The following is a 13,266-nucleotide window of genomic DNA, read 5'->3' as shown; positions in this document are numbered from 1 at the left end:
CGCCTTAGATCCCCTGCCCCTGGAGCCACATCTCGATCAACCCAGCTTGCCAGAGTTCGGACCCTTGCAGTGGCGTGATATGATCGGCGGGATCGGCATAAAGCTTGTCCAGCCACTCCTGCCGAAACAGGCCGCGGTCCCGCGCTGCCTGGCTCGACAGAGCATCGCGTACCAGATCAAGGTAGGGCCCCGAGATGTACTTGAGCTGCGGGACCGGGAAGTAACCTTTCTTCCGATCGATCACCTCATGCGGCACGACCAGCCGGGCGGCGTCCTTCAGCACACCCTTGCCGTTGTCGTTCAACTTGAATTCGGGCGGAATTCTGGCGGCAAGCTCCGCGAGTTCATGATCGAGGAACGGTACGCGCGCCTCAAGCCCCCAAGCCATGGTCATATTGTCCACGCGCTTTACGGGATCATCGACCAGCATGACCTGGCTATCCAGCCGCAGCGCCCGATCAACGGGTGTGTCGGCACCGCTCGCCAACAAATGTGAGGCTACCAATTCGCGGCTGACGTCGCTTTCGGCCATCCACTCAGGCGCGAGTTGTGTGGCGAGCGTCGCGTGGTCACGGTCGAAGAAGGCGGCGGCATAGTCGTCGACCACCGACGTAGAGTCCGCCACTTTCGGATACCAGTGATAGCCCGCAAAGATCTCGTCGGCGCCCTGTCCGGACTGCACCACCTTGATGTGCTTGGAAACCTCGCGGCTCAACAGATAGAAGCCAATGTTGTCATAGCTGACCATCGGCTCGGACATCGCCGCGATCGTGCCAGGCAGGTTCTCCATCAACTCGGATGAGGGGACGAAGATCTGGTGATGATTGGTTTCGAACCGCTGCGCGATAAGGTCGGAATAGACGAACTCATCGCCCTTCTCCCCATTGGCCTCCTCAAAGCCGATCGAGAACGTCATCAGCCCCGCCTGCCCTTGTTCAGCGAGCAGCCCGACGATGACGCTGGAATCCACGCCTCCTGACAACAGCACGCCAACCGGCACATCTGCCACCATGCGGCGCTTCACCGCCAGCTTCAACGCATCCAGCACCTGATCGCGCCAGTCCTCGCGCGTGAGAGCCGCATCTTCCGGGCGCCGTTCATGGGGCGGGTTCCAGTAACGCCACTCCTTGAATTCGCCGTTGGGTTCGTAGCGGCGCACCGTGGCAGGAGCCAGCTTGCGCACACCCTGCAGCAGTGTGCGCGGGGGCGGGACCACCGCGTGAAAGGTCATATAGTTGTGCAGCGCAGCACGATCGATCGTCGTGTCGACGTCTCCCCCAGCCACGATGGCCGGGAGAGTCGATGCAAACCGCAGCCGCTGGCCATTCACGCTGTAATAGAGCGGCTTGATGCCGAAGCGGTCGCGAGCCATCGTGACGATGCCGCTATCGCGCTCCACGATCACGAAGGCGAACATGCCATGGAAGCGCTCCACGCAGTCGGGGCCCCAGGCGTGATAGGCCTTGAGGATCACCTCCGTGTCTCCGTGCGAGAAGAATGTATAGCCGAGGGCCGTGAGCTCTTCCCGCAACTCCGGATAGTTGTAGATGCAGCCGTTAAAGACGAGCGTCAGCCCGAGCGTAGGATCCACCATCGGCTGCGCCGCATGGTTCGTAAGGTCGATGATCTTGAGCCTTCGGTGAGCGAAGGCGACCCGCCCTTGCGCAAATACACCTGCGCCATCAGGCCCGCGCGGCGCCAGCTTCTCAGCCATTCGGGTGACGGCGAGAGTATCCGCAGAGCCGCTATCGAAGCGAATTTCACCAGCTAAACCACACATGTCAGACTAGCGCCCGCAGAGCGGAGAACGGGAACATCGGCGTGAAAGGCAGCGTTCTGGAAACGGGTATGACGGCCTCCTTCGGGTGGTTCTTGGTCGGGGTTCCCTGAACCAAATGGCTCAACGCCTGAATGGCTCCCGCCACTATGTCGCTTTGGCGGAGAGTGTTCCGCTGCATATCACTCGATAGGACGCCGACTATCCAGAAGATCGTCGCTCGTCGTGTGGGCACGCTCCGCATCGACCAGTTTAGCCACGTTCGCGTCCGGCCCCGGCTCGTCTTTCGACCGCTCAACCGACTGTGGCGCCCTCCCCGGCCTCTTCGTTGTCCCGACGCTCTCTTGCGGCGGCGCTGGGGGCACCTCGTCGAAGCGGAGGCGATAAATCGGCTCGGGTAGAGCGAACCCGGCGCCTTCCAGCGCAGTTTTGGCTGCGTCGAGCGCGAGGCTCCGCCCCTTCAGGAAGTCTGTCCGCGATTGATCGAGCCAGCCGAAGAAACGCAGCACGATATTGGAATCGCCCACCTCCCAGATGATCGCTGCCGCTGCCGGTGTATCCAGCACGAATGGCAAGCTGCGGACCGCCTCGAGACCAACTGCCATGCCGCCCACCGGATCGTCCGCTGCATCAATGCCCAAGTCGAACTGGAACTGGCGCTCAGGATTGCGCGTGTAGTTCAGAATTATGGCTTTGAAGACGGTGGAGTTCGGAATGCGCAAGTGGTTTCCATCCAGCGTCATCAGAATGGTGGCTCGGCTGGTGAGCCGCACAACGCGCCCTTCGTGCCCCTCTATCACCACGAGATCGTTAGCGCGGAACGGCTGACGCAGGCTTAACATCAGACTCGATACGTAGTTGTCGACCGTGTCCCGGATTGCGAAGCCAATCGCGATGCCGATTACGCCGGCACCGCCCAGAACAGCACCTAGCAGGGCAGTTGCACCCAAGACCTCCAGACCGGCCACTATCCCCAGCACCACGAAAATAAAGCGGACCAGTGTCGCCAGCAACTCAGCAAGAAAAACGTTCGGCGTGACCCTGCGCCAGAACCCCTTGAACGAGGTCAGCAAATAGCCAAGCGCACCAATCAGGAGTGCGATGCCCAGCGCTACGCCGATCAGCGGCAGTCCATGGATAAGACCACGTATATCTTCTCTGAACTTGCCAAGAGCGGGAGTGAGATTGCTGTCGACATTCAGATCGCGCTTCAGCTCGTTCTGGACCGTCACCACGCCCGCAACCCGCCCAGCGATGGCCTCAGCCCGCTCAACATCCTCCGCCGTCGGCACAGCCCCCGCCAGCGTCACCACCCCCGCTGAGACGCGAACGCCCACATCTCTCAATCCTTGGACTTCCGAGAAAATACTGCGGATGCGTTCGCGGATGTTCTCGTCCGACCGCAGGTCGATTTCCGTGGCAATGGCAGTCTGCGGCGCCTGCTCTGGCGCCCCCTCAACCGGTGCTACAGCCGTCAAATCCTGGGCTAGAGCTGTGCATCGTGGCAGCAGTGCCGCGCCGATCAGCAGCACCGCGAGAAGGCGCGCAAGCACTCGGTAAGGACCAAACAAACCGACGGGTTTGGGGCAGAAACTGATTTGCATGCTCCCACAACACACGAGCCGCGCAGACCTTCCATCACACCGTGACTTTTCTGCCAGTTGGTTTGACGCAGCGGCACGCGCGAGAGCGGTCAGCTCTGACCTACCTATCGCGAGCGCGACGAAAGAAGAAGTCGGCCGAGAGCATCAATAAAGAAGAACATTGTCATTGTTGTTGATGCTGAGCCGCTCCAACTAGCCCCCGAGATTTATGAAACCTTTCCATTAATTTGACGTTCAACCAATACACGACCCGCTTCCTTACTGAGTTTCGGAAACGCGCGGCGTCGGCCTTGAGTGTCAGACACCCTGACGCACGGCAGATTAAAAGGAGAAAAACCCATGAACGCCCACACCAACGTGCGTAAACTTGCCTGCCTCGACGATTGGCAACTTGAACATCCCGACCAGGATCTGCGCGGAAAAACCCTCGTAGACCTTCAGGGACGCGAAATCGGACGCGTCGATGACATGCTGGCCGATCTGGAGGATGAACGCGTCGTCGCGCTGCGCCTGCACGACAATCGCATCGTCAATATCGCCAATGTCGACATCCGCGGCGGACGCCCCGTCCTGACAGCCGATGCCGCGCAGATTCCGCAGCCGGCAGACGGGTTCGATCGCGAAGCTGTGACGACCGAGCATATCCCGGTTATCGAAGAAACGCTCGACGTCGGCAAGCGTGAGGTGGACCTAGGCGCAGTTCGCATCCGCAGCCGTGTTGTCTCCGAAACGGTGGGAGAGAACGTCACTCTGCGCAACGAGCACGTCAACGTCGAACGCCGGCCGGCACACGAGGCTATCAGCGAAGCCGATGCCGAGGCCCTGCTCAAGGATCGGACAATTGACGTGACCGAAACTGGCGAACGCGTCGTGGTAGGTAAGCATGCGACGGTTACCGGCGAAGTCGTGGTCGATAAGGAAGTGGATACGCGCACGGAGCGGGTCGAAGGCGTTGTCCGGCACACCGAAGTCGATGTTGATCGTGACGCCAAGCGCCGCTGAGCGAACACATGCCAGTGTTTGCATCACCGACACCGCTGGGGTCGTGTCATGACTGACAATCATGAACACGACTCAGGCGTTGGTCCGGAAAGCGCACCTGGTGATCGCATCCGCATCCCGATAGTGGAGGAGCGGATTCATCTAGAAAAACAGAAGGTCGAGACAGGCCGGGTACGGGTCACCTCTCGCGTGGTCAGTGAAACCCAGCCGGTCCATGAGACGCTTGCGACCGTTCGGGTGCAGGTAGAGCGTGTACCGGTGGACCGCGTTGTCACGGAAGCGCCTCCCGTTCGCACAGAAGGGAACCGCACAATCATCCCGGTTACCGAAGAGGTCCTCGTGAAGTGCATCCGCGTGACCGAGGAGATTCATCTCGTCGAAGAGCGCACCGAATCGCCCTTCGAGAACGAGGTGACACTCCGCCGCACCGAAGTGGATGTGGCTCGCGACTAACAGAGGCAGCGGCTTTCCTGCTTACAACGTGCTGTGCACGTCGCCGATAGTCGAATGAGATCCCGGCCTGAAAAAAGGAAGAAAGACATGGCAGAAATCCCAATTGAGAAAAGAAAAGGCGGCGTGCCTTGGTGGGTCTGGTTGCTCATCCTTGCTGCCATCGTCGCACTTTTGATCTGGCTGTTTGCCGGCCGCGAAGAGCCGGTTGTTGAAAACGCCGAACTGGATAACGACAGGATTGCAACAGCAGGCGCCGTTGACCCAGGCATGGGTGAAAACACCATCGCTCCCACAGAGGAAGTTGCGACTGGTGGGCCGATAACCGACCTGAGCATGCTGCTGGGCAGTCAGGCCGACGCCGTGATCGGGCGCGAAGTCCGGCTTACGAATGTGCCTGCGGGTCCTGTTCCTGCAGATGCCGGTTTCTGGATTATGGGCGACAATGGCCAGCGCGAGTATGTAATCTTGCATGAGGTCAGGACGCCGAACACGCCGATCGAGGGCAAGATCGACGTTGACGAAGGCGACCGTCTCGACATCGTCGGCACCGTCCGCTCCGCGGAACGCGGCGTTCCGACCGGCGCTGCCATCCCCCCACCAACCGACCCGCTGCCAGCAGGTGTAAACCATTACATCGAAGCTCAGTCGGTAACCAAGGCCAAGTAAGCTCAGAACCGATCGCTCGCGCTTCCGGCGCGAGTGCTCGGCCCATCTGATCGACGACGCGGCGGCGCTGACCTGCAAGCCACCCTCGTCTCAGCCGATAAAAGAACCACGGCACATCGGGATTTCCGATGTGCCGTGGTTTCTTGCATGTGCGAATGGTGCGCCCGACAGGATTCGAACCTGTGGCCCCCAGATTAGGAATCTGGTGCTCTATCCTGCTGAGCTACGGGCGCACGCGATGTGCTTCTTACGGTGCAGCTTCCGCCTTGGCAATCAGTTCGCCTGCTCGGGCGGGACGACCGGGAAAGGCAGAGGCGCGACTGCTATGCCTTCCTCCAGGAGCTCCTTGGCCTCGGCGATGGTCGCCTGTCCGTGAATGATCTCCGCATCGCGCTCGCCATAGTGCATCGCACGCGCATCCTCGGCAAAGCTACCGCCGACGTAGCGCGATGACTTAAGTGCTTCCGCCTGCATGGCAGCAAGCTTCTCCATCAGGACGACGGCAGCAGGCGGTATGGGCGCAGAGACCACCGGAGCTGATGCCCCATCCTGCGGAGGCTCCACCGCCGCGGACCGGACCGGCGCCGGCAGTTGATTGCCCTTCCGCCCAATGCGCGGCGCCATGATAGCTTTGCCGACTTCGGGCGAACCACAATGCGGGCACATCACCAAGCCGCGCTCCTGCTGGCGCACAAAATCGTCCGAGGAACCGAACCAGCCCTCAAACTTATGGCCGCCGCCACGACATTCCAGATCGAATACAATCATCGGACGCTCTAATTGGGAATAGCGCGCCTGTTGGCAAGACTGGGAAGTTGCTTGCGCACCTCGACGATGCGAGCCGGGTCGACCGTCACTAACCCGATACCGGACGTCTCGCCCCCAAGGTCGAGGAGAACGTCTCCCCAGGGGTCTGTTACGAGACTGTGCCCGTAAGTCGTGCGCCCATCCTGGTGGTGGCCAACTTGCGCCGCGGCGATGACATAGGCGCTGGCCTCCACGGCGCGGGCGCGCTGCAGCAAGTGCCAGTGGGACTGTCCGGTTGGAACAGTGAAGGCGGCGGGGATTGCAATGACATCGCACTGGGCCCGTCCCAATGCTTCGAACAGAGCAGGAAAGCGGATATCGTAGCAGATCGTCAGTCCCAGCCGCCCGAGTGGCGTCTCTACGATGGCGAGTGCATCTCCAGCGGCGTAGGCGTTGGACTCCCGCCAGGATTCACCGCTGGGAAGGTCGACGTCGAACATGTGCAGCTTGTCGTATCGCGCCGCAATTTCACCCCTGTCGTCGATGACAAAGGCACGATTGGCCCAGCGGCCATCCTCCCGCTCAACAGCCAGCGACCCAATCGCGACCCAAACCCCGGCGCGCGCCGCCGCTTCGCGCACGGAGCGGAGTACCCGATCATCCTCCTCGCGAACGATGGCAGCCGCTGCGCGCTTCCGATCACGATCGATCAGGCCAGACATTTCGGGGGTGAACAGCATCGCCGCCCCGCCCTTCTTCGCCTGATCCACGGCGTCCACTATCGCGGCGGCATTCACGGCGGGATCGATCCCGCTCGTCATCTGGAACACAGCGGCGCGCGCCGCCGCGCGTGCAGTGCTCAAAGCCCCAGAGCCGCGTCGAGCTTACCTGCGCTGTCGAGTGCGCTGATGTCATCGAAACCGCCCAGCGGCTTGTCATCGGCGAGGACCTGCGGAACGGTGCGGGCACCCGGCACGCGCTCTACCATCTCGGCACGCTTCGGCCCGCCCATGGTCACGTCGTACTCCTCGTAAGAAATACCCTTCTTGTCGAGCAGCGACTTGGCCGCAACGCAGTAGGGGCAGCCCCACTTGGTGTAGATCTCGACCTTCGCTTGAGCCATCCGACTTCCATCCTCTTTCGGTGCGTTTTGCGACCCTTGAAACGGCCGGCGGCTACCATATCTCTCGAAAAGAGTCATGGCCCGCACGGGAATGACTCGTCAGCGGGGTGCCGGGTTCCCGGGCCTCGACTCACGAAGATTGCTCATTGGAGGATTTTTGTCATGAATCGTATCGACTTTTCGCCCTACCGCCGCACGATGGTCGGCTTCGATCGTCTCTTCGACATGATCGAGAACCAGGCCCGGGTTCAGGGCGGCGACAAGTACCCCCCCTTCAACATCGAGCGCCGCGGCAGCGACGCTTATCGCATCACTCTCGCGGTGGCGGGCTTCAAGTCCGCTGACCTCGACATCACCGCGCAGGCAAACCTGCTGGTGGTTAAGGGCAACAAGCCCGAGGAAGAGAGCGAAAGCGAATTCCTTCATGTCGGCATCGCCCAGCGCGGCTTTGAGCGTCGCTTCGAACTGGCGGACTACGTTCGCGTCCAGAGCGCCGATCTCGCAGACGGTCTGCTGGTGATCGACCTCGTGCGGGAAGTGCCCGAGGCAATGAAGCCGAAGAAGATCGCGGTAGGCGGCAACACGCTAAGCGTGGTCGACAACAGCGGCGAGCAGGCCGGCGCGGCCGCCGCCTAAGCGCGATCGCGCACGTATCAGCTGTGGAGGGGCGGATCCAAGCGGGTCCGCCCCTTTTTAGTTCAGACTAGTCGCGCCTGGCGCACTGCAGCACCGATGAATCCGGCGAAGAGTGGATGCGGATCGAACGGCTTGCTCTTGAGCTCAGGATGGAACTGTACCCCGACGAACCAGGGGTGGTCCGGCCGCTCGACGATCTCCGGCAGCAGTCCATCCGGCGACATGCCGGAGAAGATCAGGCCATTGCCTTCGAGCGCCTCGCGGTAAGCGGCGTTCACCTCGTATCGGTGGCGATGCCGCTCGGAAATCTCGTTCGCGCCGTAGATGGCGGCAACATGGCTGTTGGCGGAGAGCATGGCGGGGTAGGCACCGACTCGCATGGTGCCACCCAAGTCGCCGCCCTCGGCGCGCTTCTGCAAGCCGTCATTGCTCATCCACTCAGTGATGATGCCGACCACCGGCTCGTCCGTCTGTCCGAATTCGGTGGAGGAAGCACTGCCGATACCCGCTGAGCGCGCACCTTCGACGCAGGCCATCTGCATGCCGAGGCAAATACCGAAGAAGGGCACGCTGCGCTCACGCGCGAAGCGCACGCTGGCGATCTTGCCCTCTGTCCCTCGTTCGCCGAAGCCGCCAGGAACGAGGATGCCATGCATCGGCTCGAGCAATGCCGCTACCTCGGAGGCTTCGCGTTCGAAGACCTCGGCATCGATCCAGTTGATGTTGACCTTCACACGGTTGGCCATGCCACCGTGGACCAATGCCTCGTTGAGCGACTTGTAAGCGTCCGGCAGGCCTACATACTTGCCCACGACGCCGATCGTCACCTCGCCTTCCGGGTTCTGATAGCGGTCGACGATATCCGTCCAACGCGAAAGCACGGGCGCTGGCGAAGTCATGCCGAAATGGTGGAGCACTTCTGCGTCCAGACCTTCACCGTGATACTGGAGGGGCACCGAGTAGATGTTCGGCGCGTCAAGAGCGGGGATCACGGCTTCGCGGCGCACGTTGCAGAACAACGCGATCTTGGCCCTCTCGCTCTCCGGTAATTCGCGTTCGCAGCGGCAGAGCAGAATATCGGGCTGAATGCCGAGCCCCGTCAACTCACGCACGGAGTGCTGAGTGGGCTTGGTCTTCAACTCACCGGCAGCAGCAATGTAGGGAACGAGCGTCACGTGTACAAAGCAGGTCTGCTCACGCCCCAGCTCATTGCGCAATTGGCGCAGGGCCTCGATGAAAGGCAGGCTTTCGATATCGCCGACCGTGCCACCAATTTCGCACAGGACGAAGTCGAGATCGTCGGTATCAGCCATCGCGAATTGCTTGATGGCATCAGTTACGTGAGGGATCACCTGGACCGTTGCCCCCAGGTAATCGCCACGCCGCTCCTTCGCAATGATGTCGCGATAGATGCGTCCCGAGGTGATGTTATCGCCCTGATGCGCCGATACCCCGGTAAAACGCTCATAGTGTCCCAGGTCGAGGTCGGTCTCGGCCCCGTCATCGGTGACATAGACTTCGCCGTGCTGATAGGGACTCATCGTGCCCGGATCGACGTTCAGATAGGGGTCGAACTTGCGAATGCGGACCTTGAAGCCCCGTGCCTGCAGCAACGCTGCCAGGCTCGCCGCCATGAGACCTTTGCCGAGCGAGGAGACCACGCCGCCGGTGATAAAAATATGCCGCGCCATGGGAGTTGGGCCTTAAATCGCATGGAGGCATCAGGGCAAGCGCCCTGCGCCTCAATTCCACAAAAAGAGGACGTGCCGAGCCCGTTGTCGGGCCACCAGCACCGCCGGACGCTTACTGCGCAGCAGAGCCGGCGAGCGGATCGTTGGCAGGTGCCGGCGTCGGCGCTGTTGGCGCGGGAGCGACACCTGGGTTGGCCGCACCCGCGAGCGGGTCGGCTGGCGCTTGCGGCAGAACCGGCGCATTACGCTGCAGCGAAGTGTCGAGCTGGCGCGTCGAGCTCACATCGACCGCCATCGCGGCGAGCGCGATGCTGAGCACCACAAAGAGAGTTGCGAGGATTGCCGTCGTGCGCGTCAGGAAGTCGGCTGCGCCGCGTGCCGACATCAGGCCGGACGGATTGCCGCCGCCGGTCCCCAGTCCGCCGCCCTCCGACCGCTGCACGAGGATCACCCCCACCAGCGCGGCGGCGACCAGCGCCTGAACAACGGTCAGAAAGAGAAACAGCGACATGCAAACCCCGGAAGAATCATCTGCGGAGGAGCCAACGCCGCCCGCTTATATGCTCGCGCAAATAGGCGCTCGCCTGTCCGGGCGCAACCCACTGCTCCCGGACGCAGGCGCCCACGCGATTGCGCCGATCAGCCTTCGTCGAGACCCGCCGCAGCGCCAACGATCGCAAGGAAGCTCTCAGCCGCAAGGCTCGCACCACCGACGAGCGCGCCACCCACCTCAGGAACGGCGAGGAGTTCGGCGGCGTTGTCCGCCTTGACCGAGCCGCCGTAGAGAATGCGAACCTGCGCACCGGCATCGCCGTAGATAGCGACCAGCTTGACACGGATCGCCTTGTGCATGGCCGCAACATCGTCGATCGAAGGCACGCGGCCGGTGCCGATCGCCCAGACCGGCTCATACGCAACGGTAAGCCTGTCCACCGCGCCGTCCGTGCCGGGAACTGACCCTTCGACTTGTGCGCCAACGACGGCTTCGGCACTTCCTGCGTCGCGCTCCGCCTCGGTCTCGCCGACACACACGATGACTGCCAGACCAGCCGAGTGAGCCGCCTCGGCCTTTGCCTTTACGATCTCGCTCGTCTCTGCGTGCAGCGTGCGACGTTCAGAATGCCCGACGATGACGAAGTCAGCCCCGGCATCCTTCAGCATCGGCGCAGAAATATCGCCTGTGAAAGCGCCGCTTTCCTTCACGTGACAGTCCTGCCCGCCCACGCCGATGAGTTCGACCGAGTCCCGAGTGCGGTAGATAAGCGTAGCTGGCGGCGCCACAGCGACTTGCACCTTTGGCAGGCGCGCCGCTGCGCGGTCGATCGCCCGCGCTTCGTTCAGCATCGCGCGCGTGCCGTTCATTTTCCAGTTGCCGACGATGTAAGGCAAACTTGCCATCTTCAACCCTTGTTAACGAGCCGAATCCAGACTCGGCTCCCATTTGCGACTGGCAGCTAGGACAGCGGCACCCGCCTTGTCAAAGCAGGTACGGCAGGTTTGCGACGACTGCCACTCAGGTGTGGCGCGGATACACAAGTTTATCAGGCAGCATTGCAGGAAGCGGCTTTGGCACCTAAAGCGGCGCGGCTCAGGCGGAGACACACGGTCCTCCCCACCACCCACGGTTAGACGGCCTCCTCAAGCATGCTCCAGTTCTTCCGCTCGTTCCTTAAATCCAAAGTCGGCGCCGTTATCGGCCTGGTTGTGCTGGGGCTTATCGCGCTCGCATTTGCCGCGGCTGACATCACCGGAGGCAGCTTCGGCGCATCCACCACCAGCGGCCATGTCGCCGAAGTCGGCAGCGAGAACGTGACTCCCGCTGAATTGACTACCGAGGCCAACCAGGCGTTGGCGCGCGTGCGTCAGCAGGAACCGACCATGTCGATGAGCGGCTTCATCGCTCGTGGCGGACTCGGCATCATCCTAGACGATCTTATCGACCTGAAGGCGCTCTATGCATTCGGTCAGGACCACGGCATCGTCGCCGGCGACCGGCTGATCGACAGCGAATTGCAGCGCGCCGGTGCGATTCAGCCACAGGGTATTCCGCGCGACTCTGTCGCTCAACGACTGGTCGCCCGGCAATTGCTCGCCCCTGCCGAATACGGCGCGGTCCTGCCGGCCGAGATGGCATGGCGCTACGGTCAGCTCCTGGGCGAGCGACGGACCGGCTCGATCGCGATCCTGCCGTCCCTGCTCTTTGCGCCGGAGAAAGAGCCTACGGCGGCGGAGCTAGCCGCTTACTACAAGGCGAACACGGATTCCTTCATCCGCCCCGAACGACGCGTGATCCGCTATGCGACCTTCGGTGCCGACGCAGTCAAGAACGTGGCCGCGCCCACCGATGCCGAGATCGCCCAACGCTTCAATGCCGATAAGGCGCAATACGAAGCAATTGAACGGCGGCAGATCACGCAACTCGTGGTCCCGACGGAAGCGGCCGCCAAAGCCATTGTGGCGGAAGTCGAAGGCGGAAAGTCGCTGAAGGCCGCTGCCTCTGAAAAGGGACTCTCGGCAGCCAAGCTCGACCCGCTGAGCAAAGCAGAGCTCGCCACACAGACGTCGTCCGGCGTGGCGGACGCAGTCTTCGCCGCCCAGCAGGGCAGGCTTGCCATCGCGCGCAGCCCCCTTGGCTGGCACGTCGTGCGCGTCGAGACCATCGACCAGCGCCCGGCGCGGACGCTTGACCAAGTGAGAGGCGAGATCGCCAGCAACCTTGCGACCGAGAAGCGTCGCGCTGCGCTCAGCGACACGCTCGGCAAGATCGAGGAGCAGTTCGAGGAAGGTGCCAATCTGCCCGAGGTCGCGCAGAGCCTGGGCCTGCAAGTCCAGTCCACTCCCCAGATCACTGCCGACGGCGCGGTTTACCAGCAGCCTGGACAGTCCATCACGCCGGCGCTCAAGCCAGTCCTGCAGACTGCGTTTGCGATGCAGGAAAACGAGCCGCAAGTCGCTGAAGCCGAAGCTGGCACGACGTTTGTGATCTATGAGGTGACCGAAATCGCCTCCTCGGCCCCGGCTCCACTGCGCGAAATCACCGAAGACGTGAAGGCCGCCTATGCCCTCGACAAGGGCGCGGCGGCTGCGAAGGAGCAGGCGCAGAAGATCCAGGCCGCGGTGCGCAAGGGCGAGAAGCTTGAAGCTGTTCTCGCAAAGCTGCCCAAAAAGCTGCCGCCGGTAGAACGTGTTGGCATGACGCGCCCGCAGCTGATGCAGATCCAGCAGTCCGGTCGTCCGGTTCCCCCGCCGATCATGCTCCTGTTCGCGATGGCTTCGGGGTCTGTGAAGATCCAGGAAGCGCCGCAGCAGCGCGGCTGGTTCGTGGTCGCCCTCGATGAAGTGGAGCCCGGCAAGATCGATCGTAACGATCCTTCCGTTGCGGCAACCCGTCGCGAACTGGGCAAAGTGGCGGGTGGCGAGTACTCGGAAGCGCTCCGCAAGGCGATCACCAAGGACGTCGGCGTCGAGCGCAACGAGTCGGCGATCAAGGCGGTGCGTGACCAGCTCGCCGGCGAGATCGGCAACTGAGCGGGCGCAGGACGGACGGCGCGGGAACGGTGAGCGACA

At 62.2% G+C, this 13,266-nt stretch carries 13 protein-coding genes and 1 tRNA gene; 5 read left to right on the top strand and 9 right to left on the bottom strand.

The features are described from left to right. Positions 1–4 precede the first annotated feature (4 nt). Both ABVV53_RS14290 and ABVV53_RS14285 read right to left on the bottom strand, forming a co-directional pair. Positions 5–1,780 carry an N-acetylglutaminylglutamine amidotransferase gene (locus tag ABVV53_RS14290; protein ID WP_353985094.1) on the bottom strand — a complete coding sequence of 592 codons (1,776 nt, stop codon included), beginning with the start codon at positions 1,778–1,780 and terminating at the stop codon, positions 5–7. Positions 1,781–1,959: 179 nt separating this feature from the next. Further along, complete coding sequence (locus ABVV53_RS14285; RefSeq protein ID WP_353985093.1) at positions 1,960–3,381, bottom strand: mechanosensitive ion channel domain-containing protein; 1,422 nt, start codon at positions 3,379–3,381, stop codon at positions 1,960–1,962. Between the two features lie 339 nt (positions 3,382–3,720). On the opposite strand from ABVV53_RS14285, the gene ABVV53_RS14280 reads away from it, so the two are divergent. Genes ABVV53_RS14280 through ABVV53_RS14270 form a run of 3 tightly spaced genes read left to right on the top strand, consistent with a single transcriptional unit; the run spans position 3,721 to position 5,502 of the window. Then, on the top strand, positions 3,721–4,383 hold the full coding sequence (locus ABVV53_RS14280) for a YsnF/AvaK domain-containing protein (protein WP_353985092.1): 663 nt from the start codon (positions 3,721–3,723) through the stop codon (positions 4,381–4,383). Between the two features lie 48 nt (positions 4,384–4,431). Continuing rightward, positions 4,432–4,836, top strand: a complete 405-nt coding sequence (locus ABVV53_RS14275) for a YsnF/AvaK domain-containing protein (protein WP_353985091.1) — start codon at positions 4,432–4,434, stop codon at positions 4,834–4,836. Positions 4,837–4,890: 54 nt separating this feature from the next. After that, complete coding sequence (locus tag ABVV53_RS14270) at positions 4,891–5,502, top strand: hypothetical protein (RefSeq protein WP_353985090.1); 612 nt, start codon at positions 4,891–4,893, stop codon at positions 5,500–5,502. A gap of 156 nt (positions 5,503–5,658) precedes the next feature. On the opposite strand, the gene ABVV53_RS14265 is transcribed toward ABVV53_RS14270, so the two are convergent. From ABVV53_RS14265 to grxC, 4 genes are all read right to left on the bottom strand, one after another. Beyond that, positions 5,659–5,735: transfer RNA gene (locus ABVV53_RS14265), tRNA-Arg, on the bottom strand. 40 nt (positions 5,736–5,775) lie between these two features. Beyond that, on the bottom strand, positions 5,776–6,270 hold the full coding sequence (locus tag ABVV53_RS14260; RefSeq protein ID WP_353985089.1) for a DUF1178 family protein: 495 nt from the start codon (positions 6,268–6,270) through the stop codon (positions 5,776–5,778). Between the two features lie 8 nt (positions 6,271–6,278). Continuing rightward, entirely contained in the window at positions 6,279–7,112 is an 834-nt protein-coding gene (locus ABVV53_RS14255; RefSeq protein ID WP_353985088.1) for a carbon-nitrogen hydrolase family protein, read from the bottom strand. Then, on the bottom strand, positions 7,109–7,372 hold the full coding sequence (gene grxC, locus ABVV53_RS14250; RefSeq protein ID WP_353985087.1) for a glutaredoxin 3: 264 nt from the start codon (positions 7,370–7,372) through the stop codon (positions 7,109–7,111). Before grxC ends, ABVV53_RS14255 begins: the two co-directional genes overlap by 4 nt. 162 nt (positions 7,373–7,534) lie before the next feature. On the opposite strand from grxC, the gene ABVV53_RS14245 reads away from it, so the two are divergent. After that, on the top strand, positions 7,535–8,008 hold the full coding sequence (locus ABVV53_RS14245; RefSeq protein WP_353985086.1) for an Hsp20 family protein: 474 nt from the start codon (positions 7,535–7,537) through the stop codon (positions 8,006–8,008). A 62-nt stretch (positions 8,009–8,070) separates the two neighbouring features. Here ABVV53_RS14245 and ABVV53_RS14240 read toward each other — a convergent pair whose 3' ends face one another. The 3 genes from ABVV53_RS14240 to tpiA form a co-directional block, all read right to left on the bottom strand. Beyond that, positions 8,071–9,699 (bottom strand): CTP synthase, encoded by a 1,629-nt coding sequence (locus ABVV53_RS14240; RefSeq protein WP_353985085.1) that lies wholly within the window; start codon positions 9,697–9,699, stop codon positions 8,071–8,073. A gap of 112 nt (positions 9,700–9,811) precedes the next feature. Then, on the bottom strand, positions 9,812–10,204 hold the full coding sequence (gene secG, locus ABVV53_RS14235; RefSeq protein ID WP_419956783.1) for a preprotein translocase subunit SecG: 393 nt from the start codon (positions 10,202–10,204) through the stop codon (positions 9,812–9,814). Positions 10,205–10,338: 134 nt separating this feature from the next. Then, entirely contained in the window at positions 10,339–11,097 is a 759-nt protein-coding gene (gene tpiA / locus ABVV53_RS14230) for a triose-phosphate isomerase (RefSeq protein WP_353985083.1), read from the bottom strand. Between the two features lie 246 nt (positions 11,098–11,343). Here tpiA and ABVV53_RS14225 point away from each other — a divergent pair, with 246 nt between their 5' ends. Continuing rightward, positions 11,344–13,227, top strand: a complete 1,884-nt coding sequence (locus tag ABVV53_RS14225; RefSeq protein WP_353985082.1) for a peptidylprolyl isomerase — start codon at positions 11,344–11,346, stop codon at positions 13,225–13,227. Positions 13,228–13,266 lie beyond the last annotated feature (39 nt).

The organism is Novosphingobium kalidii, assembly GCF_040534015.1.
Taxonomy (GTDB): Bacteria; Pseudomonadota; Alphaproteobacteria; order Sphingomonadales; family Sphingomonadaceae; genus Novosphingobium; species Novosphingobium kalidii.
This window is presented reverse-complemented; position numbering and strand designations above follow the sequence as displayed.

Excerpts from the sequence above, each read along its gene's own strand:
- ABVV53_RS14290 (WP_353985094.1), bottom strand. The coding sequence starts at position 1,780 with ATGTGTGGTTTAGCTGGTGAAATTCGCTTCGATAGCGGCTCTGCGGAT.
- ABVV53_RS14285 (WP_353985093.1), bottom strand. The coding sequence starts at position 3,381 with ATGCAAATCAGTTTCTGCCCCAAACCCGTCGGTTTGTTTGGTCCTTAC.
- ABVV53_RS14280 (WP_353985092.1), top strand. The coding sequence starts at position 3,721 with ATGAACGCCCACACCAACGTGCGTAAACTTGCCTGCCTCGACGATTGG.
- ABVV53_RS14275 (WP_353985091.1), top strand. The coding sequence starts at position 4,432 with ATGACTGACAATCATGAACACGACTCAGGCGTTGGTCCGGAAAGCGCA.
- ABVV53_RS14270 (WP_353985090.1), top strand. The coding sequence starts at position 4,891 with ATGAGATCCCGGCCTGAAAAAAGGAAGAAAGACATGGCAGAAATCCCA.
- ABVV53_RS14260 (WP_353985089.1), bottom strand. The coding sequence starts at position 6,270 with ATGATTGTATTCGATCTGGAATGTCGTGGCGGCGGCCATAAGTTTGAG.
- grxC (WP_353985087.1), bottom strand. The coding sequence starts at position 7,372 with ATGGCTCAAGCGAAGGTCGAGATCTACACCAAGTGGGGCTGCCCCTAC.
- ABVV53_RS14245 (WP_353985086.1), top strand. The coding sequence starts at position 7,535 with ATGAATCGTATCGACTTTTCGCCCTACCGCCGCACGATGGTCGGCTTC.
- ABVV53_RS14240 (WP_353985085.1), bottom strand. The coding sequence starts at position 9,699 with ATGGCGCGGCATATTTTTATCACCGGCGGCGTGGTCTCCTCGCTCGGC.
- tpiA (WP_353985083.1), bottom strand. The coding sequence starts at position 11,097 with ATGGCAAGTTTGCCTTACATCGTCGGCAACTGGAAAATGAACGGCACG.
- ABVV53_RS14225 (WP_353985082.1), top strand. The coding sequence starts at position 11,344 with ATGCTCCAGTTCTTCCGCTCGTTCCTTAAATCCAAAGTCGGCGCCGTT.